Below are 23,236 nucleotides of genomic sequence, written 5' to 3'. Positions count from 1 at the left end.
GACATGATTAAATAATACCAATCAATCGTCTAACAATGGCAGACGAGTTCAAGGAGAAGATCGCAGGGGAGATTACCCTGTCGTCCGACCCGGGAAAAACTATCCGCAAGTGGAGGGAAGAATTCAAATTGTCCCAGCACCAGCTTGCGGACGAGATGGGCGTGTCGCATTCTGTTATAAGTGATTACGAATCGGGGAGAAGGAAATCTCCCGGCGTTAACGTAATAAAAAAGATGGTGGACTCTTTCATCAAACTGGATGCGGAGAACGGTTCTCCGATCGCTTCGCGTTATCTGCCCAACATGAAGCTCGAATGCATCATCGCAATGGATGAATTCTCCGAAGGGATCGATGAGCAGAGGTTCATCGATGCTATCGGGGGAAAGAATCTTAACACAGATAAATTGCAGGCGAAGAGGTTATACGGATACACAATAGTGGATTCGGTCAAGACCATTCTCAGTCTCGGCTCCGAAGATTATCTGAAGATATACGGATGGAGCATAGAAAGGGCTCTTGTTTTCACAAATGTACGTTTCGGACGCTCGCCGATGATCGCAATAAGGGCGCACCCCCTGACGCCGGCGATGGTGGTCTACCAAAACCCCGAGAAGACCGACCCCCTTGCTATCAAATTAGCACAACTGGAGGGGATCCCGCTGGTCACAACGAAACTCAGCGTCGAGGATCTTGTGAAAAAAATGAACGAACTGAAAGAAGGGAAATGAATGGACATAGGAATAGTAAGCTACGGTGCGTACATCCCCCGCTACAGGATAAAACCTGAAGAGATAGGAAGGATCTGGGGGGTGGACGGAAAAGGAATGGGTAAGGGACTGATGGTCACTCAGAAGTCCGTACCGGGAGTGGACGAGGATGTGGTGACGATATCGGCCGAAGCAGCCAGATACATGATGGCTCGGGCCCCCGGTGTGGATCCGCACGATATCGGCGCATTATATGTAGGTTCCGAGTCCCACCCATATGCCGTAAAGCCCACAGCCACCATCGTTGCGGAGGCGATTGAGGCGACCCCAGTGATGACGGCGGCGGACCTCGAATTCGCATGCAAGGCCGGAACGGCAGGCATACAGGCCTGCATGGGACTGGTTGCATCGGGCATGATAAAGTACGGCGTAGCCATAGGTGCCGACACATCGCAGGGAGCACCGGGCGATGTGCTGGAATATTCCGCTTCCGCGGGAGGAGCTGCCTTCCTGATAGGAAGTAAGAACATCATCGCCAAGATCAACAAGACCCTCAGTTTCACAACCGACACGCCCGATTTCTGGAGAAGGGAAGGTCAGCCGTACCCCCTTCACGGCGGGAGATTCACCGGTGACCCCGCATATTTCAAACATGTGACATCCGCAGCGAAAATGATGCTCAAAGAAATGGGGACAGAACCGAAGGATTACAAATATGCGGTATTCCACCAACCGAACGGAAAATTCCCAACGAGGGTCGCCGGAATGCTCGGTTTCGAGGACGCTCAGATAAAGACGGGCCTGCTGACCCCGGTCATTGGCAACACGTACAGCGGTGCGGTGCCCATAGGCCTCTCGGCCGTTCTGGACAAAGCAGAACCCGATGACAGGATATTCGTCACATCATACGGTTCAGGTGCGGGAAGCGATTCTTTCGACCTGACCGTCACTGATGAAATAAAAAAATATCAAAAAAAGAACGCACCGACCGTAGAAAAAATGATCGAGAACCCCGTCTACATAGACTACGGCATGTACGTTAAATTCAAAAAAATGATCATAATGCCGGGTGGTTAAATGAGAGATGTAGCAATAATCGGTGTCGGAGCAACAAAGTTCGGAGATCTTTGGGAGAACTCATTCAGAAGCATCGGCATAGAAGCAGGAATGAAAGCGATCGCAGATGCCAACCTCTCCGGAAGAGAGATTGACGGCCTCTACATCGGGAACATGAGCGCGGGTCGTTTCATCAACCAAAAGCATATCGATGCATTGATCGCCGATTATTCCGGAATGGCAACAAACCACATTTCCGCAGTGAGGGTGGAGGCGGGCGGGGCATCCGGCGGGGTCGCATTCGGACAGGCAGTAATGGCGGTCGCGTCCGGATTGCACAACACAGTTCTTGTGGGAGGTGCGGAGAAGATGACCGATCAGGACGATGTCTCCATCAACACAGCGATGGATGAGACCGCTGATTCGGAGTGGGAAGCGGGGATGGGGCTCACTTTAGTATCCCTTTACGCAATGATCGCAAGAAGGATGATCTATGAAGGCACTGCGACCCGTGAAGAGATCGCATCGGTAGCGGTGAACAGCCATTTTCACGGAGCACTAAACGAGGGTGCACAGTTCAGGAAAGAGGTCCCGCTGGAGACCGTTCTGAGATCGGGTCCTGTTGCCGATCCGCTGGGAATGTTCGACTGCGCACCTATCTCGGACGGCGCGGCAGCTGTTGTGTTGTGCCCTCTGAAAGAGGCAAAGAAACACACCGACAGTTACGTAAAAGTGTCAGCGTTTGCACAGGGAAGCGACACACTTGCATTGTCCCAGCGGCCGGATATTACCAGATTCGGAGCGACCGTTGCAGCATCTAAGAGAGCATACGAGATGGCGGGGATCACACCTGCAGACATATCGGTCGCAGAGATACACGATGACTTCAGCGTCGCAGGCATAATGGCGCTTCAGGATCTTGGGTTCTGCAAAAAAGGAGAAGCGGGGAAAGTATTCCTCAGCGGCCAGACAAAGGTCGGAGCAGGTAAGCTTGCTGTCAACACATCCGGAGGCCTCAAAGCCAGAGGCTACCCCATCGGCGCGGCGGGTGTGGCACAGATCGTCGAGATCGCAACACAGCTCAGAGGAAAAGCCGACAAAAGACAAGTTGCAAACGCAAGATACGGTCTGGCGCAAAGCGTTGGCGGGACCGGTTCGGCCGTCACCGTGAGCATATTGGAGGCGGTCTGATGTCATCGGTAGCGAGAGCATGGAGGGAATTCCCGGGCAAGTACAATCTTGAAGGGACGAAATGCGGGAACTGCAACACAGTGTTCTTCCCAAGGCGCGACTTCTGTCCCAAATGCCGCAGAGAAGGTCTGGGAAAGATGCAGAAGTACAAGGTCCAGAGAGAAGGGGAAGTGTTCAGCTTCTCTGTCATCTATGATGCGCCCAGCTGCAACAGCGGGTCAAAGCCATACGCCGTTGCGATGGTCAGGACCAAGGACGGCGTCCTTGTCTCCGGACAACTGGTGGACGTTGAGCTGGATAAGATCGCGATCGGCATGCCTGTGCGCGCCGTACTCAGAAAACTCGAAGAAGACGGGGTGGCGGGCATCATACGTTACGGTTTCAAGTTCGTACCTGCCATTTGATCCGATAAAACTCTTACCCGCTTCGGCGGGCCCTCTTTTCCAATGTTACAGCTCCAATTTTCACTGTTTTAAAAGATCTGCCATCGCGACATGTTCCAACGCAGCGTCTTCGCTTGATATGCCGCCGAACATATCCGCACCCAATTTCTCTGCCTTGCTGTAAGAAGACTCCATGATCTCATCGCATCTCTTCATGCCGATCATATCCAGCTTCGGATCGTCTATGTCGAAAAGAACCGCGACCATTCCTTTATTTCCGTCCTTTGGCCTCATTTTTTCAATGGCACGGCCGATCTGCCTGTCACCGGCCGCATAAAGTATGGTCTCGGTCAGCAGTGTCTTCGATCTATTGGTACCTTCGATCATGGCCCTTTCAGCATGCATAACTGCGGAAAGAATATGGTCCCTGCCACACACCACGTCATGGTCGAAAAGGATAACATCTCCCCCAAGCCGGGTGAAGTGTTTTATGATATCATCAAACCCGAGTTCCCCTTTGATGCCGATGACCTGGACGTTCATTGCTCCGTAATCTCATCATCTCCTTTAATTCTAACTGAAAAATTGTCTGACAAACATTTATCTTATGGACGGTTGTACAGGCAGTGGGAACGCATAGTATGTCAGGTAATTGGGTAAAAATCGCTGCACCGGCCACCACGTCAAACATCGGTCCGGGATTCGACACATTCGGGCTCGCATTAAGCAACCCGTTCGATATTATTGAGGGAAGAAAGATAGATTCCGGCTTCAGGATAGTCAGCGTCTCCGGTCCGGGATCTGAGAACATACCCCTTGATCCTAAGATCAATTCCGTCAGTATCGCCGCTGAGCAGGTCTTAAAAAGATGCAATGCGGATTTTGGCATTGAATTGAAAATAACTAAGGGGATCAGACCATGCAGCGGTATGGGCTCTTCCGGTGCCAGCGCTGCAGGGGGAGCTTTTCTTGCGAACATACTTTGCGGAGAGAAACTCAGCACCACCGAAGTGATACTCTGCGCTGCGCATGCCGAGGATGTTACCTCCGGGGGGTTCCATGCCGATAACGTTTCCCCGTGCATCCTCGGAGGGTTCACCGTGATAAGGTCATACGAACCCTTTGAGGTCATCAGGATAGAACCTCCGAAAGACTTGGGCATGGTCGTGGCCCTCCCAGATATAATGGTGGCGACGTGCGATGCCAGGAAAGTACTTCCGAGAGAGGTCTCGATCAAAGATCTGGTCTTCCATGTAGGCAATGCATCCACGCTGGTATACGGCATGATGACGGGCGATCTCAAGATCATCGGCAGATCCGTAAAGGACGCTGTGTTCGAACCGGCGAGGACAAAACTCGTCCCATTCCTCAAAGAGGCCGAGAAAGAAGCGATGTCAAACGGTGCACTGGTCTCATTCCTGGGAGGGTCGGGGCCGTGCATCATGTCCTTTTACGACCTGAAACACGACATCGGCGACAGGATCGCCGAAAGCGTCAAAGCAGTATATACAAACAACAGGATCAAATGCGACACTTGGATCACAACGCCCGGTGCCGGCTGCAAGAGGGTTTAAAATGGCAGATCACAAGGTAGTATGCTGGGACTGCAGTTCGGTTGTTGATGATCCGTATGTGAACAACTGCCCGAAGTGCGGCGGTCTTCTGACGGTAAAGATGGATCTTAGACCGGTAAAAGAAATGAGACCGGAGGATCTTAGGAAGGAGAACATCGGAGTGTGGAGGTATGCTCCCTTCATGCCTGTGGACCCTTCGAATAAGGTCTCGATCCAAGAAGGCGGAACGCCGCTGTATAAGACAGACAGATTGTCAAAGGAACTAGGAGTTTCTCAGGCATATGTTAAATTCGAGGGACTGAACCCGACCGGCTCCTTTAAGGATAGGGGCATGACGATCGGCGTGTCCCATGCAAAGGAATTGGGAGCCAAGGTCGTCGGTTGCGCTTCCACCGGCAACACTTCAGCATCGTTGGCGGCATATGCGGCCAAAGCTGACATGAAATGCGCAGTATTCCTTCCTTCGGGGAAGGTCGCCGCGGGAAAGCTCGCACAGGCACTGTTCTACGGAGCAAAGGTACTCTCCATCGACGGCAACTTCGACGATGCGTTGGACCTCGCACTGAAGATGGCGGAAGAGAGGAAGATATACCTTCTGAACTCGATCAACCCATACAGACCCGAAGGTCAAAAATCCGTACTTTTCGAGATAATGGACCAACTCCGATACAATGTTCCGGACAGAATAATACTTCCGGTAGGGAATGCGGCAAATATCTGGGCCGTATACAAAGCGATACAGGAGCTGAAGGAGGTCGGATGGATCTCCAAAGTTCCGAAGCTCACCGGTATACAAGCGGAAGGATCCGCACCGGTCGCAAAAGCGTTCGCCGCAGGGAAGAAGGATTTCATTGCCGAGGAGCATCCGGAGACGATAGCCACCGCCATACGCATCGGAAATCCCGTAAGCGGAAGGAAGGCGCTCCATGCGATATATGATACCAAAGGATTCTCGACTACGGTGACCGATAAAGAGATCATCAGCGCACAGCAGCTTCTCGGAAAGAAGGAAGGAGTATGCGTCGAACCGGCATCGGCGGCATCCATCGCAGGCCTGAAGAAACTCTTGTCAATGGGAATAATCGACAAGAATGAAAAAGTGGTCTGTATATGCACAGGGAACGGATTGAAGGACCCGGATACCATAATGGATAACTCTCCGCCGGTGATACCGTGCAAGAACTCTGTGAAAGACGTTGAGAGGATCCTCAATCAATAATCGAACAGCTTCGATTGCTTTTGGGCATCCGACTGATCCGTCTTCCCGCCGGAGTATTCTTCCGCCATCTTGTCCAGCAAATACTCTTCCTCTTCGCTCGTCGGGGGCGGTTCGATCTTGTTCATTGTGCCTCCCGCCTGAGCTTTCATACTCTTTGCCAACGCGGGGCCGATCTTAGGCAATTTGGACAATCGGTCAATGTCGTACGAGATAACGTCGGATCTCGAGCGTATCCCGTTCTCGAAAAGCACCCTTGCCCTTGCTCTTCCCACCCCTCTGAATGACACAAGGGGGATCAACTCTTCCTTTACGCCGTAGCGGACGCGGGTAAGCAGCGGCCTGATCAGCTTTGTTGCTTCCGGTCTGAAGATATACGCGACCTCGTTCATCGAATAAAGAAGCCAATCTACCATATCCACTCTGGACCTGATATCTCCCGGCCCGATGCCCATCGAAAGCGTGATATCCTCTTCGGAGACCTCGTTTATCCAGTCCTCCAGCAGAGCGGCGACCTTGAGGTTGCTCATGAACTCCTCATACATGAACTCGTCATCATCGTCTTCCGGTTCAATCAGGAAATTATATTCCGCTTCGAGTCTGGCCAGCCTGTCCTGGTCCCCTTTCTTAGGATACAGGCCGAGCACGTCCGGAGTTGTCGCCGCTGCGTGCAGGATCACCAGATCCTCGGTGTTATCCTTCATTCTTCTTACAGCATTCCTTAATATGACGGCAGATTTGGGATCGATATACAGGTCGGATATCCTTTTTCCGAACGGAAGTATGCGGAGCAACCCTCCTTCCCTCTTGACCATCTCTTCTTTCTCAAGAAAATCGACCACGTTCTCGACCACACTTTCGATCCCGTACATTTGAGATGTATTACCAAAGAAAGTATCCTCCATGAAACCGACTATACCGTCCTCTGTGTCGGCGTCGCCTGTTGCTATAAGACCCAATATGTGGCTTCTCAGGGTCGTTTCGTTCCCGAGTTTGGATGTCAGCCTTTCAGTATCGTGCATTATGTAGTCTTCCATCAGGTGCTCATAGTCGCTGTAGCTCTTGCTTACGAGCACGGCTTCACCATACGGGTCGTAACCCGGCCTCCCGGCCCTTCCGCACATTTGTTTCACTTCCATAACTGAGATCGGAACATTTCCGGCATTCGACTCAAATCTGTATGTGTCCCTGACGATCACTCTTCTGGCAGGCAGATTGATCCCCGCCGCAAGCGTCGGTGTCGCAACGATACACTTGATCGAACCGTTGCGGAAGTTATCTTCGACGAATTTCCTTTGTTTGTACGTTAATCCCGCATTGTGAAAGGCCATGCCGCATTTGACGCAGGCGGACAACTTCTTCCCGACTGAGGTCGCCTCGGTGTCCCCCTCCAAAATATCCCTCTCTTTATCGGAAAGGTCGTTCCCTGCGAACGCTTTCATCTTGTCGGAATATTTCACGGCAAGGGATTCGGACGATCTTCTTGTGTTCACGAATACCATACATTGTCCGCCGCCCCTGACGGTCTGCTCCATCATGTCCCAGATGTTATCTTTTGATTGAGGCACTTCCACGGAAGAATTGTCATCGAAGGTTATCTCTCCATTGAAATAAACGCCTTCCCTGAGTGCGATCGGACGCCAATCGCTTGTGACGAGTTCTGCATCTAACCATCGTGCAAGGTCTTCAGCATTCGAGATCGTGGCCGACAGGGCGATTATCTGCATACCTTTGTTCTTACGCAGCATCTTCGTCAGGATGACCTCCAGCGTCGGTCCCCTGCCCGGATCGTGTATCAGATGTATCTCGTCCGCGATGACCAATCTCACTTCGTCCATCCACTTGCTTCCGTGCCGCATCATCGAATCGGCTTTCTCAGAGGTCGCAACGATTATGTCCGCATCGGCAAGCCTTCCGTCGTCCGAATCCAGATCCCCTGTGCTCATCATCACTTTTATCCCCAGCTCCGAGAATTTGTCCAGTTCTTCCTTTTTCTCGGATGCCAGAGCTTTCAGGGGGACGATGTAAAGCACCTTTCCTCCTTTCCTCATCACTGTGTTCACTGCCGGTATGAAACCTATTATCGACTTTCCGCTGGCCGTAGGCATTGCGGCTATGAGGTTCCTTCCCGAGAGAGCTGCCGGCAGGGCATCTGCCTGCGGCGGATAAAGATCTACAAAACCATTCCTGACCAGGATCTTTCCGACTTTTTCGTCGATATCCAACTCTGTGAACTTCATGGACGGTTCTTTAACGAGAATGGTTTATTTATTCATTCGTTGTCAATACACTCAGTTTAAATATGCAGGCATCATGGAGTAAATAGACTGATATGAAGGGATCAGTGAGATTGATGGGGGTTTTCCTGGTTTTCGCGGTTTTTGTTGTTCCAGCGATAGCGATTGCCACTGCCGCCCCATCCGATGGTGCGGTAGAGTTCACCTCGTATGAAGACCAGCTCAACATCAATGAGAGGGCGGCATATGACGCCATAAACTTGGCTAGACCCGATGTCAGGACCATCACCGTGGTCCTCCCGCTTGCACTGACTGTAACTTCAGATAATCTCGTCGCAGCTCATGATTATATGCTAAATGAGATCAGAACACTCCATAATAATGTATTTAGAGCTCTGCGGCTGAGCTCGCCGCTGGCGTATTGGGGGTGGGATGCTAATTCGATAAATAGAGACATTCCGGACGGACTGCCGGTCTCCGATCTCACACAGAATGGGAATCAATACACAGTCACCACATTGACATGGAAGATCGACCCCGCACCGCCCCCGGGAACTCAGAGTAAAGAGAATACCGATGTGGAGAAGATGATCGACGATCTGAAGGCAGCGGTGGATAAGTTCCATACCGACAGCACTACAACACGCGATAAAATATGGGACATTAACAACTACCTTGTGAACCTCATCACCTATGATCCGTACGGCGGCGTAAATGTTCCGGGCGCAGACGGGAAAACAGAGGGCGTATTCTCTCATGACGCCTACGGCGCCTTAGTGTCGCCGAACGTAGCTGTCTGCGACGGCTACTCAGAAGCGTTCCTGCTTCTTTGCCAGAAGGAAAATATCGAGTGCGTCATTGTGTACGGGTCCACTGTATCCGCCGTTTCCGGCTACACGAACCATGCGTGGAACTATGTTAAACTGGATAATGATAAATGGTATGCCATTGATGTTACATGGAACGATAACGGAAAGGGCGACAATCCATATTTCCTGAAGGGGGGAGATACCTTCTTTACCACACACAATCAGGGAGTGTTCCTCGGTGACGGTTTGAAGCCGTACCAGTTCAACAGCCCGGTGATAAGCACTGACGATTATGACAAAGCCTCTGTCGAACCGAATTACGACCTGTTCGGATGGATCGCCGCGGCAGTGATAGTCATTATTATTGCCGTCTCGCTATATGTATACTCAAAAGAAAACAAGTGAAAAAGGAAGTTCTATATACAAGAACAAACTAATGAAGGATAAGGGATTATAAGAAATGGAAGCTTTTGTAAACAAGAAACCGACACTTGTCCCCCTCGAGGATTGGATAGAACGGCAGACGTTCCGCTCGACCAGGGACATCAACGTCCCGGAAAAGATGTCGGATCGCGTCATAGGCCAAGATCAGGCCGTGGAAGTTATGAAAAAAGCGGCTTCCCAGAAAAGGCACGTGATGCTGATCGGGGAACCCGGTACGGGTAAGTCCATGCTTGCCAATTCCATGGTGGAGTATCTTCCAAAAGAAGAGCTTCAAGACATTGTCTCATATCACAATCCCGAGGATGTGAACGAGCCGAGGATCAGAGTATTCCCTGCCGGAAAAGGCAAAGAGATCGTAAGAGAGCAGAAAGCTCATGCGACAGCTATGAAGACGCAGAAGAACTCTTCCTACATCTACGCAAGCATCCTGATCGTCATGATCGGGTTCATCGCCGCCTTCATGTTCAACAACTGGATGTTGCTCTTTGTGGCCTTATTCGGAGTAATGATAATATTGATGTTCACAAGAACACCCATCCAAAAACAGGAAACGGCAATTGTCCCCAAAGTATTGGTTGGGCACGATCCGAACGATATGCCGCCCTTCATAGATGCGACCGGCTCACATGCGGGCTCGCTTCTTGGAGATGTGAGGCACGATCCGTTCCAGAGCGGCGGTCTGGAGACGCCCTCTCATGACAGACTGGAGTCGGGAGCTATACACAAAGCGAACAAAGGGGTCCTCTACATTGACGAGATCAACCTGCTCAGGATCGAATCGCAGCAGGCCATACTCACTGCGATGCAGGAAAAAAAGATGTCAATTACCGGACAATCCGAAAGATCGTCCGGTGCTTTGGTGAAATCAGAGCCTGTTCCGTGCGACTTCATATTGGTGTGCGCAGGAAACCTCGATGCCATAAACGGCATGCACCCGGCGCTCAGATCGAGGATAAGGGGTTACGGTTACGAAGTATACATGCGCAGCACCATGCCTGACACAGAAGAGAACCGCTATAACATAGCCAGATTCGTTGCGCAGGAAGTCAAGAAGGATGAGAAGATCCCCCACTTCGATAAGTACGCCGTGGGAGAGATTATCAAAGAAGCTCAGCGCCGTGCGGGAAGGAAGGGAGAGCTCACACTCAGAATGAGGGAGCTCGGAGGCCTCATCCGCGTATCAGGAGATGTAGCTGTCGGAAGAAGGTCGGATATTGTCACGGTTGACGATGTGCTTGCCGCAAAGGCCACCGCACGCAGCCTTGAGCAACAGATAGCCGATCGCCAGATAGAGCACATCAAAAAGTACTCTTTGATCGAGACAGACGGTGCCGAGGTCGGAATGGTCAACGGCCTTGCCGTATACGGAGCAGACTCCGGAATGTCGGAATTCTCGGGGATAGTGCTTCCGATCGTGGCAGAGATGACCCCTCCTCAGACTAAAAAAGGCGGGAAGCTGGTAACCACGGGAGGCCTCGGCGATATAGCAAAGGAAGCTGTCGACAACATATCTGCGATCATCAAGAAGTACACTTCAAGGTCGATATCCGAGTATGATATCCACTTACAATACGTAGGTACCCACGGAGTAGAAGGCGACAGCGCATCTATAGCGATGGCGACCGTGATATTGTCTGCGATGGAAGGGATACCGATAAGACAGGATCTCGCAATGACGGGAAGCCTCAGCGTCAGAGGCAGGGTCCTTCCGGTCGGCGGTGTCACCGCAAAACTGGAAGCCGCTGCGGCAACGGGGATGAAAATAGCACTGGTGCCGGCTGCCAATGCGAACGATGTGATGATGGAGAACAAGTATTACCGCAACATGGAGGTCTACAGCGTAGAGAACTTCTATGATGTGATCGAATACGCATTCGTCGACTGCACAAAGAAGAGGAATCTGATGGAAAAACTTCTGCCGATCACAGAGGGCGGTGTGTCCACCGCGAAGAAATTAGAGTCTCCGAAGGAGTATGTATCGGCCGAACCGAGGGAGAAAGGATCTCCGGCCTCGACCGAACAGTCCGTCATAAAAGAGACAGAGGACACGACCACCGTCACTGAAAAGAGCAAGACAAAGGGCGGCAAACCCTGTCCGCAATAAACGCCTTATTCTTCAACTTTCTTGTCCGAAAGAAAAGAATCTTTTATCTGTTAATGCCGATAGGGTATCATGGTCTCCAAACGCTATTTCGGCGAACATTCGTTGATGATCGGAAGATTCCAGCCCCTCCATAACGGTCACATGGAGGTCATACGTAAATGCGCGGCGGAATCCGAGAACCTTACGATAGGAATAGGCAGTGCCCAATATTCACATGAATGCAACAACCCCTTTACGGCGGGGGAAAGATACCTTATGATCAATGAGGTCCTGAAAGATGAGGGCATAAGGAATTACTGTATAGTTCCTATCGAAGACATCAACCGATATTCCCTATGGGTCGCACAGGTGGAATCTCTTTCTCCGCCTTTCTCGATCGTCTACAGCAACAATCCTTTGACAAGGCGTTTGTTCAGCGAGGCCGGATATAAGTTAAGGGCCTCCCCGCTATACAACCGCGAGGTATACTCCGGAACAGTTGTCAGAAAAAAGATGATAGAAGGAGACGAGTGGCGTCAACTTGTCCCCAAGAAGGTTGTGGATATCATCGATTCCATCGACGGAGTGAGAAGGCTGAGGGACATATCGGGAGGGGAACAAACTGGCCTCTGAGGAGGATCTTTCACAGTTGATCTCAAAGAAAAAGATAACAATATCAGTTGCTGAGTCATGTACGGGAGGATTGCTCGGTGCGGCAATAACATCTGTTCCGGGCTCGTCTGAATATTTTTTTGGGGGAGTGGTCACATACAGCAACGATTCGAAAGAGAATATCCTCAAAGTTCAGAAGTCCTCGATGATGATGAACGGAGCGGTCAGCAAAGAGACCGCCGAGAGTATGGCCTCCGGCGTGAGAGAACTTTTCGGAACTGACATCGCCATCTCGATCACCGGCATAGCCGGCCCCGGAGGGGGCACCGATGTCAAGCCTGTAGGGCTTGTGTGGATGGGAGTATCGACAAAGGATGGAAATTTTGCAAAGAAATTCAATTTTAAAGGCAACAGAGATAAGATCCGTTCAAGTGCCGTCGATTCTGCGTTGAGGCTGCTGATAGAAACAATAAACGACCTCGGCTGAACTTCATAACAACGTCACGAGTACAAGATCGCCGTATATCGGGCATTCTGCGCTTCCTTTTACATTGGTGATCTTATACTTTTTACCGTTCTCCAGAGCATATGGGTGGCATACTCTATAGTTCTTACAGTCCAGTTTCTTACACTCCGGCTCTTTCAAAGTTATTATCCCGCCTTCGATCGCTGACCTCTTGGGAACAGCGGACATCTGAACGGTTTTATTCACTTCTACCACCTTTACTTTGTCCTCATTCAGAACACAGTCGTGTGTCTGTTCTCTCACTGAGATTATCTCATACAAATGGCCCTGCTCAAGGTTGACGCACACCTTTTTAAGTTTACATTCATCGCACTCCGGCTGAGGTCCAAGGTAATAGAATCTGCCCCCCTCCTTTGCCTGAGGGATGCTTATCAAAGTGATGGAGACCATGTTTCAGATCACTCCGGTGCTTCTTGCCACCCTTTCGGCCGCAGCTTTCGTGAGTCCCCTATCCCCAAGTATGGTGAATCTTTCCTTACGCATTTCCCTCGCCATGACAAGTGCCCTGATTATCTCTTCGTCCGTGAATCCCAGTTGCTTCCCGGTCGTCGGAGCGCCTATTGTTTTTAACGTATCTCTTATTCTCTCCCAATTCCCGCCCTGGAGCTTCATCATCATTATCGCCCCGACGCCGCATTGCTCGCCATGGAGGGCCGTATCCGGTCTGATCACGTCCAAAGCGTGGGAGAACATGTGCTCAGAGCCGCTGGTAGGTCTTGAGCTGCCGGCGATCAGCATAGAAACTCCCGATGCGACGATCGTCTTTAAGACGAGCCATACACTCTCCTCGATCCCGGGTTTTATGTAGTTGCAGTTGGAGATTATCTCTTCCGCCGCATGTCTTGCTATTATCTCCGCCGAACTGCTTATCTTTTCATCCGATATTCTGCTTGAGAATTCCCAGTCGTTAAGTGCGGTGAGGTTGCAGAGAACATCTGCGCATCCTGCCGCAAGATATCTGTACGGCGCCTCATTTATCACTTTCGAGTCGGCTATTATTCCGATAGGGGAGACTGCGCTGACGGAGAATGATTCTTTTTCCGATTTTATCGATGCACGGTCAGAGGCTATCCCGTCGTGTGCGGCTGATGTGGGTATGCTAAGGAAAGGTATGTCGATCTTCTTCGCGACCATTTTAGCGATATCGATCTTGCTGCCTCCTCCGACAGCAAGCAGGAATGCCGCATTCTGTTCTCTCGCTGCTTTCTCCGCTTTTTCTATGTTATCGAATGTTGCGTTGGTCGTTTGGAAGGTGGAGATGCTGCGTCTCTCCGAGACCATGTCCTCGATCCTTTTTGCCGCCGCTCTGTATGTTTCTGTGCCGGTTATGATCATGCCGCTGTTCCCGAATTTAAGTTTATCACAGACGTCTGCGACATTCTCTATCGCATCATGCCCAATGTCTACTATCCTCGGGAATTCCATTGCTTTATTCTTGGTAAAATCCGACACGCTACCAACTCGACAAACATCTTAATCACTCAGAACATATAAAAAATAATACACGGCTACGGTTTAATGTATGAGGGCCTTGATCGTTTGCGGAAGCATGGACGGGGGATTCACATCAGAGATGTGCAGGTCTTTTTCAGAGGGCATTTCGACTTACGGAATAACTTCCGACATCATTTTCCCTATTGAAATGAGAATAGAACATTGCACAGGCTGCGACGAATGTTCGAAGGACGGAAAGTGCATCATCACAGACGACATGGAAAAGATATACAAGGCCTTCAGGGAGAGCGATCTGCTCGTTCTTTCCACCCCTATCCACTTCAGCGGGCCGTCCTCTGTCATTAAAGCTGTGATCGACAGATTCCAGCCGCTGTGGTTCGGAGTCGATGAACATCCCACATATGTTGCGGCATTGTTGTCCGGAGGAGGGCGATCGCCTAATTTCAAGAATGCGCAATCCATTTTCAAAGCATTCTCCATAACGGCCGGAATTAATTGGCTCGGACAGCTGGAAATACCCGATACCGACAGTAAAGAGATATCAGACGTGAAGAGAACATCCTTTGATTACGGGAAAGAGATCGGAAAGACCGTCACAGATAGTCGGAAATGATCATTTCGAATCCGATCTCTCTGATACCGGATTCCTTGCTCCTTACGAAAGGGATGATATTCCGGAACCGATCCTTCAAACTAACCCAGTCTTCATTCATCAATGACGAATCAGTATCGAATACCGCGATCTCCCGGAATCCTATTCTTGCGATCTCGTCGACGGATGTCCGGATATCTTTTGTGTTCCCGCCTCTGCAGGCGACCCTCCCCTTTACAACAAAAAGAACGGGGATGCAGTTCTCCGACACGTCGTGGATCTCTACCATCACATAGTCTGTACGGGTGGTATGATAGGGGACCATCGCCTTTGCGATATCTCCCATGAAACAATCGAAAACGTCCTCTACATTGTAAATATGCGTGAGGAACCAAACGTCGCTTCCGCGGAATTTTATCTTCGACAGAAGCTTATCGTCGAGATTCTCTTTTCCCAACCCTTTAACGTCAACGACCACGAGAGGCATCCTTTCGCTGAGCTCGTCGACAGAGTACTCGTGGACGACCGGCTCAGCCCTGAAGGAAATATCTGTTCCGTTGATCGTCACAGGTGCAGCCCTTACCTCGCCGCCTTTCAGTACCGAATAGATCGCCGATATCTCCACAACCGTAGATGTGCAAAGCAATATAAACCGTTTATAGTGGCAACGAATGCATAATATACTCTGAAAAGTGATTCGGTCGCGGTGATTAAACTGGCAAAAGTAGAGAAGAGAGCCATTTATATGTGCGACACATGCAAGAATGTGGTTGAGGGGATCTATTCCGCAGGAGGACCTATACCCGAATGCTGCGGCGATACCATGACGGAGCTGAAAGCCCAGACCGCAGACGTGACAAAAGAGAAACACGTCCCATACATCGAGAAAAAGAGCGGAGGCGTACTTGTAAAGGTCGGAAAAGAGACCGCTCACCCGATGACTGCTGAGCACTATATCGTTTTCATCGAGATCGAAGCCGACGGCATCCTGATGAGGAAGTACCTCAACCCCGGAGATGCGCCGGAAGCATTCTTCAAGACCGATGCAAAGCATATCGTCGCTTGGGAGTACTGCAACTTACACAAATACTGGAAGTCCCCGTGAACACCAAGGCCGTTGTGAAACGGCCGCAACCTATTTTATGTCCTGTCCTTTTCTTTCCATACAGGTCTTATGTTAGTTTTAAATCAGATGATGAAAATACCTGCATTCATTCAGCATTATCGATTGCGAGGATATGACTATGGCTTCTAACAAAAAAAATACTTCAGATGACACGAAAAAAGGATACGAACCAAAGGCAACGGCAAGACACGCAAAGATCACAAGGACCAGAAAGGATGAGATCGAGAACCTTAAAAGCAAGATAGAGACCGACAAATACCTCGCAAAGAAGTATGAATCCAACCGAAAAACTGAGATCAGAGCCCTTCCAAAAGAGGATCGTCCCGCCGCCAAAGCCGAACTGAAAGAATCCAGACAGAAGAGAAAAGAAGCCGAAAGAAAGGACAGAGAAAAACTCCAGACCTTGATGAACGAAGAGAAGGCGGAAAAAGGAAAGGTCGAGAAAGAATCGTTCGATGAAGAGAGTTGGATCAAAGGCGGAAGGAAGAAGGGAAAAGAGAAAGAAACACCTGCGGCACAGCCCGTAGCTGAACCTCCGGCGGAGGCAAAGCCGGCTGACGATGTGGCACAGGCCCAGCCGGAAGCCGTTCCGGAGATCAAACAGACCGAAGCGGCAAAGCCTCAACCTGATACCCCCGCCGGAGAACCGAAACCAGAGCAGAAGAAGGCTCAGAAAAAACAAAAGTGATATTCGGAGTAGCTTAGTTAGGGTTTTAAACCCAACCAGGTTATTGGTAGCCAGGAAGCGGGTGATGGGCCCCCTTCGACGCTCAAAAAACGTTAGGTGGGGAATACCATTAACAAGAAATCAACCGCCATTATCATAATCGTAGTCGCATCCGTTGCGGCGGTCGCAGTTTTAGGAGCATTTGTTCTTAACGGCGATGATGACAATAGCACGTACAAAGTAACATATTACAAGAACGGGAACAAGATCTCCGAACGAACAGTATCGGCCGGGACATTAGAAACAATATCCGAATTTGCGTCTGCCAAAGACGCCTCGGATAGATTCGTCGGATGGAACACGCAGGCAGACCTGTCCGGTGAGACATTGAAGCCCGGAACGCGGCTTACGGTGAACCGAGACATATCTCTTCACGCAATGGTCGTTAGTTCGGGAGTATATGCGATCATACTGCCGGCGGAACAGGAGGGTTATACCATTACAGCCGAGCCGTCGACGGTCGTCAGCGGCGGCGAATCGGTACTCACATACAGACTCATGCCGAGCCACATGGAAGAAGATCTTGTGATATCGGTGAACGACAACCCGATGAAACTGGATGCCATGGGGAAGATCTACCTGGAAAAAATAAACTCGGACCAGATAGTTACCGTCACCGGCGTTTACGACAAGACAGAACACAGCATCACCCTGCCGAAAGAGCAGACCGGATATGTCCTGACCGCTTCTGCGGAGAAGGTGCACGACAAGCAGTCGTACGCTCTTGAGTTCAGGCTGCTTAAGGGATACAAAGAAACATCTGATTTCGGGATCCACATCAACGGAGGAGATGCAAAGATACCGACAGACGGAGTGATCCTTATCGAAGACGTCAGAGACAACCACCTGATAACGGTAACGGGGGTCGAACCCATCTTATACAGCGTTTCATCCGGAAAGAACGTGACTGTCCTGGTCAACGGAACGGCCGCCTCCAAAGCCACTGTCGAAGACGATCTGACGGTTGTTCCTGCGGATGGATACACAATACCCGCAACGTTCGATTCACAGATCAGAGGTGAACACACCGTTTCCGGAGGAATATACCGCATAACTGACAATATTTCATTCCCGTCGTTACTGAAGATAACCGCGGGCGACAACGTAAAGATCGGGAATTCAACGTCGAAGACAGTGTTTGTTTGTCCGGGAGACCTGGTCAAGATCGGCCCCGCTTCGGGCTATTCCGCCCCCGATAACTATGCAAATAAAGTGGGAGGATTGAGCGGCGTCAGAAGTGCTTCTGGAGGATTCTATTTCAGTGAGGACGCGATCCTTCCCTCCATCTATAGGGTTGATTTCTATGGATATACAGGAGTGTTCGAGACATTCTGGGTCATCGGAGGGACAGCGGTTCCTTTCGTCGAGAGTGCCCCAAAAAGAGTTGCATATAACTTTGGCGGATGGGATGTGGAGTCGACTTCTATAGTTAACTCCAATCTATCTATTCATTCGATCTGGAATCCCATCACATATAATGTTTATTTTGGACCAAATTTGGTTGTATCTGTTGGAAAAATGACATACACATTTATTCAAGGCAGTAGCACGCCTCCAAGAACGATACAAATAAGATCTGATGAATCAGTTGTGATAAGAACTTGTTTTGACCTAAGTTTACCCGACGATTATTGTCCACAAGCGGGCATAGCAAATTACATGGGTGGACATTACGAGATAATTGGAGATTGTTCATTCCCCGGAGTGACATACGTTGGATACCTAATGTCAGATGGCAGCGATGGACCATCTTACTCAGTCACAATAGGTAGTTACTACACCCCGCTTTCTGAACCAGTTGACAAAAAAGAAGGATGTTATTTCCTTGGGTGGCTGTATGAGGGCAAACTTATAATTGGTCAAATAAAAATAGAAAATGAAGTCTACTTGCTTTCTGCCTCATGGAGATGATGTTGCTAACTTTTAAATACGCTTTATTCAATGGAGTTCCACCGTCAAGAGGTCTAAAAATGATCTTCAAGCTAACGACTGATGAACTTATTCTTCTTAAGTAATCAGTGGAAGCAATGACGGTTTGGTGATTTTATGAAAAAGCAACAAACCAGTGAAAGCGCTAAGAATTTGGAAAAAATGCTGGCAGTAAGTCCGTACAACCAGCTTGCGCTCTCTGGTGTGGGCCCTATTAAAGATGTGAAGATCTTTGATACCACTCTGAGGGACGGTGAGCAGGCCCCCGGCATCGCATTGAGTCGGGAGGATAAAGTACGCATAGCCATTGCCCTCGACGATCTCGGAGTGGACATACTGGAGGGCGGGTTTGCCGCTTCCGGAGAGGGCGAAAAGGAGATATTGACCAAACTGATGAAATCCGATCTGGATGCTAAAGTGTGCAGTCTGGCACGTTGCGTAATATCGGATATAGATGCGGTGCTGTCAACTGGTGTCGGAATGGTTCACACATTCATCGCCACTTCGGACCTGCACATGCAGTATAAGCTGAAAATGACGCCGGAACAAGTGAAGGAAAAGGCGGTAGAGATCGTCGAGTACGCAAAGGCTCACGGTCTGGAAGTGCAGTTCTCCTGCGAGGATGCGACCAGATCTGACCTGAACTTCATGAAGGATGTGCTGAAAGGAGTACAGGAAGCGGGCGTCGATTCCATCAACATCCCAGATACAGTGGGCGTGATCACGCCGCGTGCGATGGGTTACCTGATCGGCGAACTTAAGAAAACAGTGAAAGTGCCCCTGTCTGTGCATTGCCACAACGACATGGGCCTGGCGGTCGCCAACTCCATCGCAGCGATCGATGCGGGTGCGACCATCTGCCACGTCTGTATGAACGGGATCGGCGAAAGAACCGGTAACGCCGCTTTGGAAGAGGTGGCAGTGAACCTGTTCGCCAACTATGGGATACAGACCGTAGATATGAGCAAGATCGGCCCAACGTCGAAGCTGGTCGAGCGCATAACGGGGTTCAACCTGGCCGGGAACAAACCTATCGTCGGCAGGAACGCCTTCGCTCATGAATCCGGGATACACGTGCACGGTGTGATGGCTAACTCTCTGACGTACGAACCGTTCAAGCCCGAGATGGTGGGGGAGAACAGAGCGATCGTCATAGGAAAGCACTCGGGCGCACATTCCATCCAAGGAAGGCTGGATGCTCTGGGGATCGCATTCCCTGAAGAGCATCTGCCTGATCTGCTGTCCACGATCAAGAAGATCGCTATCGGCGGAAAGATGATCGATGACGCAGAACTGTTGGTCATAGTCGACAACCTGCTGTGGAAGAGGAACACTAAGGGCACGATGGTCACTCTGGACGAGCTGACCGTTCTGACCGGAAAGAACACCACATCCACGGCGGTCGTTACCGTTACCATCGCGGGAAGCGGCAAGAGAACAGCTGCCGAGACCGGCGTAGGGCCGGTCGATGCGGCGATCAACGCAATAAAGAAGGCCATAAACGACAAGCTGACCATGGAAGAATACAAACTGAGCGCAATAACGGGAAAGAGCGATTCGATATGTGAGGTAACAGTGATGGTCAAGAATGTGCAGAACGACGGTGCTTTGGCTGTCGGAAAAGCGGTTGGTTTAGATATAGTGGAAACATCCGTGGACGCAATGATGTGTGCGATAAACAGGGACTTCGCGAGACAGAGGAATGCCTAATGGGAAAAACAATAGCAGAAAAGATACTATCCGATAAATCCGGGACCGACGCAAAAGCAGGCCAGATCATCGTTGCGAATGTGGACTATGTGATGGTGAACGATGTTACCGGACCAATCGCATTCAGAGAATATGAGAAGATCGGCTCGACGAAGATATTCCGAGAGAAGATGGTGCTCATACCCGACCACTACGTTCCGAACAAAGATGTTGCCTCCGCGGAACAAGCGAAAGAGATGAGGGACTTCGCCAAGAAACACAAAGTGGAGAATTACTACGAAGTGGGTAAAGGCGGGGTCTGCCACCAGATCATGATCGAGGAGGGCTTTGCGGCGCCCGGAAGGCTCATCGTCGGAGCGGATTCGCACACATGCACATACGGAGGCATCAATGCGTTCTCGACCGGCATCGGTTCCACCGAGGCCGCAGTGGCATTCGCCACCGGAAAACTCTGGTTCAAAGTACCTGAGACCATAAAGGTGGAACTGACCGGCAAATTCAGGAAGAATATAGGCGGCAAAGACCTGATAATAAAGATCATAACCGATATCGGAGTGGACGGAGCCAACTACAAAGCGTTCGAGTTCCACGGCGACGGCGTGGGGAACATGCGTGTCTCCGACCGCCTGACCGTTTCCAACATGGCAATAGAAGCGGGAGGCAAAGCCGGAATATTCCCCTTTGACAACCTTACAAAAGATTACATCAAAGATACGGCGAAAGGGGAATACACCCCTGTATCGGCCGACCCAGACGCAAAGTACTGCCAGGTGCTGAAGTACGATCTGTCAAAGATAGATTCGATGGTAGCATTCCCGCACCTGCCCAGCAACGGCCGTGCCGTAAAGGGAACGAACGTCAAGATCGACCAGGCGTATTTGGGGTCATGCACCAACGGCCGCATAGAGGATATGCGCGCCGCGGCGGCTATAGTAAAGGGAAGGAAGGTCCACCCGGATGTCAGGTTCCTGGTCGTGCCCGCAACACAAAAAGTATACAGACAGATGTTGGATGAGGGTCTGATGGAGATCTTCCTGGATGCCGGAGCATTCATATCCGGCCCCACGTGCGGCGCATGTTTGGGCGGATACATGGGCATATTGGCAGCGGGAGAGAAGGCCGTCTCTTCAACGAACAGGAACTTCATCGGCAGAATGGGAGACAAGAACTCAGAGGTCTACTTGGCGGGGCCGGAGGTCACTGCCGCATCGGCCATCGCGGGAAAGATAGTCACCCCCGAACAATTGGAGGGATACAGATGACAAAGATACATGGAAAGGTCTGGAAATTCGGGGACAACGTAGATACCGATCAGATAATACCGGCGGAACGCCTGGTCTCCACCAATCTGACGCACCTGAATGATTTCATATTCGAAAAGGTCAGACCGGGGGTCGCGAAGGAGATCAAAAAGGGGGATATCCTAGTGGCCGGAAAGAACTTCGGCTGTGGCTCATCGAGGGAGCATGCCCCGCTGTCGTTGATACAAGCGGGATTCTCATGTGTCGTGGCCGAATCGTTCGCACGCATATTCTACCGCAACTCGATGAATATAGGCCTGTTACTGATAGAATGCAAGACCGATATCAAAGAGGGCGATAAGATAGAGGTTTGCACCGACAGCGGTAAAGTGAAGGATCTGAACAACGGAAAAGAGTTCTCATTCCCGAAGTACCCGCCGTTCATTAACCAGCTGATAGAATCCGGCGGACTGATCAATCTGATAAAGGAGGGTAAATTTTGAAGCATCTTGCGATAGTACCCGGGGACGGGATCGGAAAAGAGGTAATCGACGTAGGACTGAAAGTACTGGATGCGGTGAGCGAGGTCTCCTCGTTCGACTATGACGGCGAACTGTTCGATATCGGTTCCGATAGGTATCTTACGACCGGCGAGCTCCTAACACAGGAGGACATAGACAGCCTGAGAAAGAAAGACGCGATCTACTTCGGAGCGATAGGCGACCCGAGGGTCAAACCCGGCATTCTGGAACAAGGGGTACTCTTGAAAATGAGAGCTGTCTTCGACCAGTACATCAATCTCAGACCCGTAACCTCTTGGTTCCCCTTCGTCCCTCTCAAAAGAGAGGTGCCGTTCGATATCCACTTCCTGAGGGAGAACACCGAGGATTTCTACATGGGAGCCGGAGGGACCTTCAACGGAAGCAAAAAGGATGCTCATGTGAAAGTGAAGAGAGAGATGTACGAGCTCGAAATGGAACTCAGAACAAAGTCATCGAACAATGATGATTTCGCATTTGAGATCGGACTCCTTTCAAGGAAAGGCATCACAAGATTTGCAGAATACGCTTTCAACTATGCAAAAGCCAAAGGCCACAAGAAAGTAACACTGGTTGACAAAGCGAACGTCTGCACCCACATCTACGGCATGCAGAGAGAGATATTCGAAGCTAAAGCAAAAGAGCACGGGATGGGCCTCGACTACATGTTCGTCGACGCGATGGCGATGGCGATGATCGTCAGGCCCGAGACCTTCGGCACCGTAGCGGTCCCGAACCTGTTCGGCGACATCCTTACCGATTTGGGATCTCAGCTTCAAGGCGGTCTCGGCATGGGTGGGAGCGGCAACATCAACCCGAAAGGAGTTAGCATGTTCGAACCCATCCACGGATCCGCACCGGATATCGCAGGTCAAAAGAAAGCCAACCCTGTAGCGGCGATACTCGCAGGGGAGATGATGCTCAAGAATATCGGTTACCCAAAAGAAGGAGAGATGCTAAGGAAGGCTGTAAGATACTGTCTGGATAATCAGCTGACAACAGCCGATCTCGGCGGTAAACTGAACACTGACGCCGTCGGAGAAGCGGTCTGTAAATTCATACTCGGACAGAAGAAGTGA

The 23,236-nt window shown here is 50.5% G+C and carries 23 protein-coding genes; 18 read left to right on the top strand and 5 right to left on the bottom strand.

From position 1 onward, the window contains the following. The first annotated feature begins 35 nt into the window (after positions 1-35). The 4 genes from Mpt1_RS01425 to Mpt1_RS01410 are packed head-to-tail and all read left to right on the top strand — an operon-like array spanning position 36 to position 3,358. A complete protein-coding gene (locus Mpt1_RS01425; protein ID WP_048111532.1) occupies positions 36-728 on the top strand; it encodes a helix-turn-helix domain-containing protein in 693 nt (230 codons plus the stop codon). After that, positions 729-1,784: a hydroxymethylglutaryl-CoA synthase gene (locus tag Mpt1_RS01420; protein WP_048111531.1), complete on the top strand. Its 1,056-nt coding sequence runs from the start codon at positions 729-731 to the stop codon at positions 1,782-1,784. It begins immediately after the preceding gene. Further along, positions 1,785-2,954 carry a thiolase domain-containing protein gene (locus Mpt1_RS01415; RefSeq protein WP_048111530.1) on the top strand — a complete coding sequence of 390 codons (1,170 nt, stop codon included), beginning with the start codon at positions 1,785-1,787 and terminating at the stop codon, positions 2,952-2,954. It abuts the gene before it with no gap. After that, positions 2,954-3,358 (top strand): Zn-ribbon domain-containing OB-fold protein, encoded by a 405-nt coding sequence (locus tag Mpt1_RS01410; protein ID WP_048111529.1) that lies wholly within the window; start codon positions 2,954-2,956, stop codon positions 3,356-3,358. Before Mpt1_RS01415 ends, Mpt1_RS01410 begins: the two co-directional genes overlap by 1 nt. A 60-nt stretch (positions 3,359-3,418) precedes the next feature. Here Mpt1_RS01410 and cgi121 read toward each other — a convergent pair whose 3' ends face one another. Continuing rightward, entirely contained in the window at positions 3,419-3,880 is a 462-nt protein-coding gene (gene cgi121, locus Mpt1_RS01405) for a KEOPS complex subunit Cgi121 (RefSeq protein ID WP_048111528.1), read from the bottom strand. A 98-nt stretch (positions 3,881-3,978) separates the two neighbouring features. On the opposite strand from cgi121, the gene Mpt1_RS01400 reads away from it, so the two are divergent. After that, on the top strand, positions 3,979-4,911 hold the full coding sequence (locus tag Mpt1_RS01400; RefSeq protein WP_048111527.1) for a homoserine kinase: 933 nt from the start codon (positions 3,979-3,981) through the stop codon (positions 4,909-4,911). Between the two features lies 1 nt (position 4,912). Then, the gene (gene thrC / locus Mpt1_RS01395; protein ID WP_082007214.1) at positions 4,913-6,130 is read left to right on the top strand and encodes a threonine synthase; all 1,218 of its coding nucleotides are present in this window, start codon (positions 4,913-4,915) and stop codon (positions 6,128-6,130) included. On the opposite strand, the gene Mpt1_RS01390 is transcribed toward thrC, so the two are convergent. Next, positions 6,124-8,367 (bottom strand): DEAD/DEAH box helicase, encoded by a 2,244-nt coding sequence (locus Mpt1_RS01390; protein ID WP_048111526.1) that lies wholly within the window; start codon positions 8,365-8,367, stop codon positions 6,124-6,126. The two genes, thrC and Mpt1_RS01390, sit on opposite strands and share 7 nt — an antisense overlap. Positions 8,368-8,459: 92 nt before the next feature. On the opposite strand from Mpt1_RS01390, the gene Mpt1_RS01385 reads away from it, so the two are divergent. The 4 genes from Mpt1_RS01385 to Mpt1_RS01370 all read left to right on the top strand — a co-directional run bounded on the left by Mpt1_RS01385 (position 8,460) and on the right by Mpt1_RS01370 (position 12,799). After that, positions 8,460-9,578 carry a transglutaminase domain-containing protein gene (locus Mpt1_RS01385; protein WP_048111525.1) on the top strand — a complete coding sequence of 373 codons (1,119 nt, stop codon included), beginning with the start codon at positions 8,460-8,462 and terminating at the stop codon, positions 9,576-9,578. A gap of 55 nt (positions 9,579-9,633) precedes the next feature. Next, positions 9,634-11,721 (top strand): ATP-dependent protease LonB, encoded by a 2,088-nt coding sequence (gene lonB, locus Mpt1_RS01380; RefSeq protein ID WP_082007213.1) that lies wholly within the window; start codon positions 9,634-9,636, stop codon positions 11,719-11,721. 69 nt (positions 11,722-11,790) lie between these two features. Next, entirely contained in the window at positions 11,791-12,333 is a 543-nt protein-coding gene (locus tag Mpt1_RS01375; RefSeq protein WP_048111524.1) for a nicotinamide-nucleotide adenylyltransferase, read from the top strand. Then, on the top strand, positions 12,323-12,799 hold the full coding sequence (locus Mpt1_RS01370; protein ID WP_048111523.1) for a CinA family protein: 477 nt from the start codon (positions 12,323-12,325) through the stop codon (positions 12,797-12,799). Before Mpt1_RS01375 ends, Mpt1_RS01370 begins: the two co-directional genes overlap by 11 nt. Before the next feature lie 3 nt (positions 12,800-12,802). Here Mpt1_RS01370 and Mpt1_RS01365 read toward each other — a convergent pair whose 3' ends face one another. Together Mpt1_RS01365 and Mpt1_RS01360 are read right to left on the bottom strand one after the other, a co-directional pair. After that, positions 12,803-13,228 carry a UPF0179 family protein gene (locus tag Mpt1_RS01365; RefSeq protein WP_048111522.1) on the bottom strand — a complete coding sequence of 142 codons (426 nt, stop codon included), beginning with the start codon at positions 13,226-13,228 and terminating at the stop codon, positions 12,803-12,805. A 3-nt stretch (positions 13,229-13,231) separates the two neighbouring features. Continuing rightward, positions 13,232-14,290: an NAD(P)-dependent glycerol-1-phosphate dehydrogenase gene (locus Mpt1_RS01360; RefSeq protein WP_148305793.1), complete on the bottom strand. Its 1,059-nt coding sequence runs from the start codon at positions 14,288-14,290 to the stop codon at positions 13,232-13,234. Between the two features lie 70 nt (positions 14,291-14,360). Here Mpt1_RS01360 and Mpt1_RS01355 point away from each other — a divergent pair, with 70 nt between their 5' ends. Then, positions 14,361-14,906: a flavodoxin family protein gene (locus Mpt1_RS01355; RefSeq protein ID WP_048111521.1), complete on the top strand. Its 546-nt coding sequence runs from the start codon at positions 14,361-14,363 to the stop codon at positions 14,904-14,906. On the opposite strand, the gene Mpt1_RS01350 is transcribed toward Mpt1_RS01355, so the two are convergent. Beyond that, positions 14,887-15,510 (bottom strand): hypothetical protein, encoded by a 624-nt coding sequence (locus Mpt1_RS01350; RefSeq protein ID WP_048111520.1) that lies wholly within the window; start codon positions 15,508-15,510, stop codon positions 14,887-14,889. The two genes, Mpt1_RS01355 and Mpt1_RS01350, sit on opposite strands and share 20 nt — an antisense overlap. An 81-nt stretch (positions 15,511-15,591) precedes the next feature. Between Mpt1_RS01350 and Mpt1_RS01345 the strand changes: the two genes are divergently transcribed. The 7 genes from Mpt1_RS01345 (at position 15,592) to Mpt1_RS01315 (ending at position 23,236) form a co-directional block, all read left to right on the top strand. After that, positions 15,592-15,990: a desulfoferrodoxin family protein gene (locus Mpt1_RS01345; protein ID WP_238603134.1), complete on the top strand. Its 399-nt coding sequence runs from the start codon at positions 15,592-15,594 to the stop codon at positions 15,988-15,990. Between the two features lie 139 nt (positions 15,991-16,129). After that, on the top strand, positions 16,130-16,699 hold the full coding sequence (locus Mpt1_RS01340) for a hypothetical protein (RefSeq protein ID WP_048111519.1): 570 nt from the start codon (positions 16,130-16,132) through the stop codon (positions 16,697-16,699). A gap of 96 nt (positions 16,700-16,795) precedes the next feature. Next, positions 16,796-18,649: an InlB B-repeat-containing protein gene (locus tag Mpt1_RS01335; protein ID WP_048111518.1), complete on the top strand. Its 1,854-nt coding sequence runs from the start codon at positions 16,796-16,798 to the stop codon at positions 18,647-18,649. 135 nt (positions 18,650-18,784) lie between these two features. Then, positions 18,785-20,377: a 2-isopropylmalate synthase gene (locus Mpt1_RS01330; protein ID WP_052399222.1), complete on the top strand. Its 1,593-nt coding sequence runs from the start codon at positions 18,785-18,787 to the stop codon at positions 20,375-20,377. After that, a complete protein-coding gene (locus tag Mpt1_RS01325; protein ID WP_048111517.1) occupies positions 20,377-21,639 on the top strand; it encodes a 3-isopropylmalate dehydratase large subunit in 1,263 nt (420 codons plus the stop codon). The genes Mpt1_RS01330 and Mpt1_RS01325 overlap by 1 nt, the downstream gene beginning before the upstream one ends. Continuing rightward, positions 21,636-22,121 (top strand): LeuD/DmdB family oxidoreductase small subunit, encoded by a 486-nt coding sequence (locus Mpt1_RS01320; RefSeq protein WP_048111516.1) that lies wholly within the window; start codon positions 21,636-21,638, stop codon positions 22,119-22,121. Before Mpt1_RS01325 ends, Mpt1_RS01320 begins: the two co-directional genes overlap by 4 nt. Further along, entirely contained in the window at positions 22,118-23,236 is a 1,119-nt protein-coding gene (locus Mpt1_RS01315) for an isocitrate/isopropylmalate dehydrogenase family protein (RefSeq protein WP_048111515.1), read from the top strand. Before Mpt1_RS01320 ends, Mpt1_RS01315 begins: the two co-directional genes overlap by 4 nt.

It is taken from the genome of Candidatus Methanoplasma termitum (genome assembly GCF_000800805.1).
GTDB lineage: Archaea > Thermoplasmatota > Thermoplasmata > Methanomassiliicoccales > Methanomethylophilaceae > Methanoplasma > Methanoplasma termitum.
The sequence above is the reverse complement of the archived record's forward strand: the minus strand, read 5'-3'. Positions and strand labels throughout refer to the sequence as shown.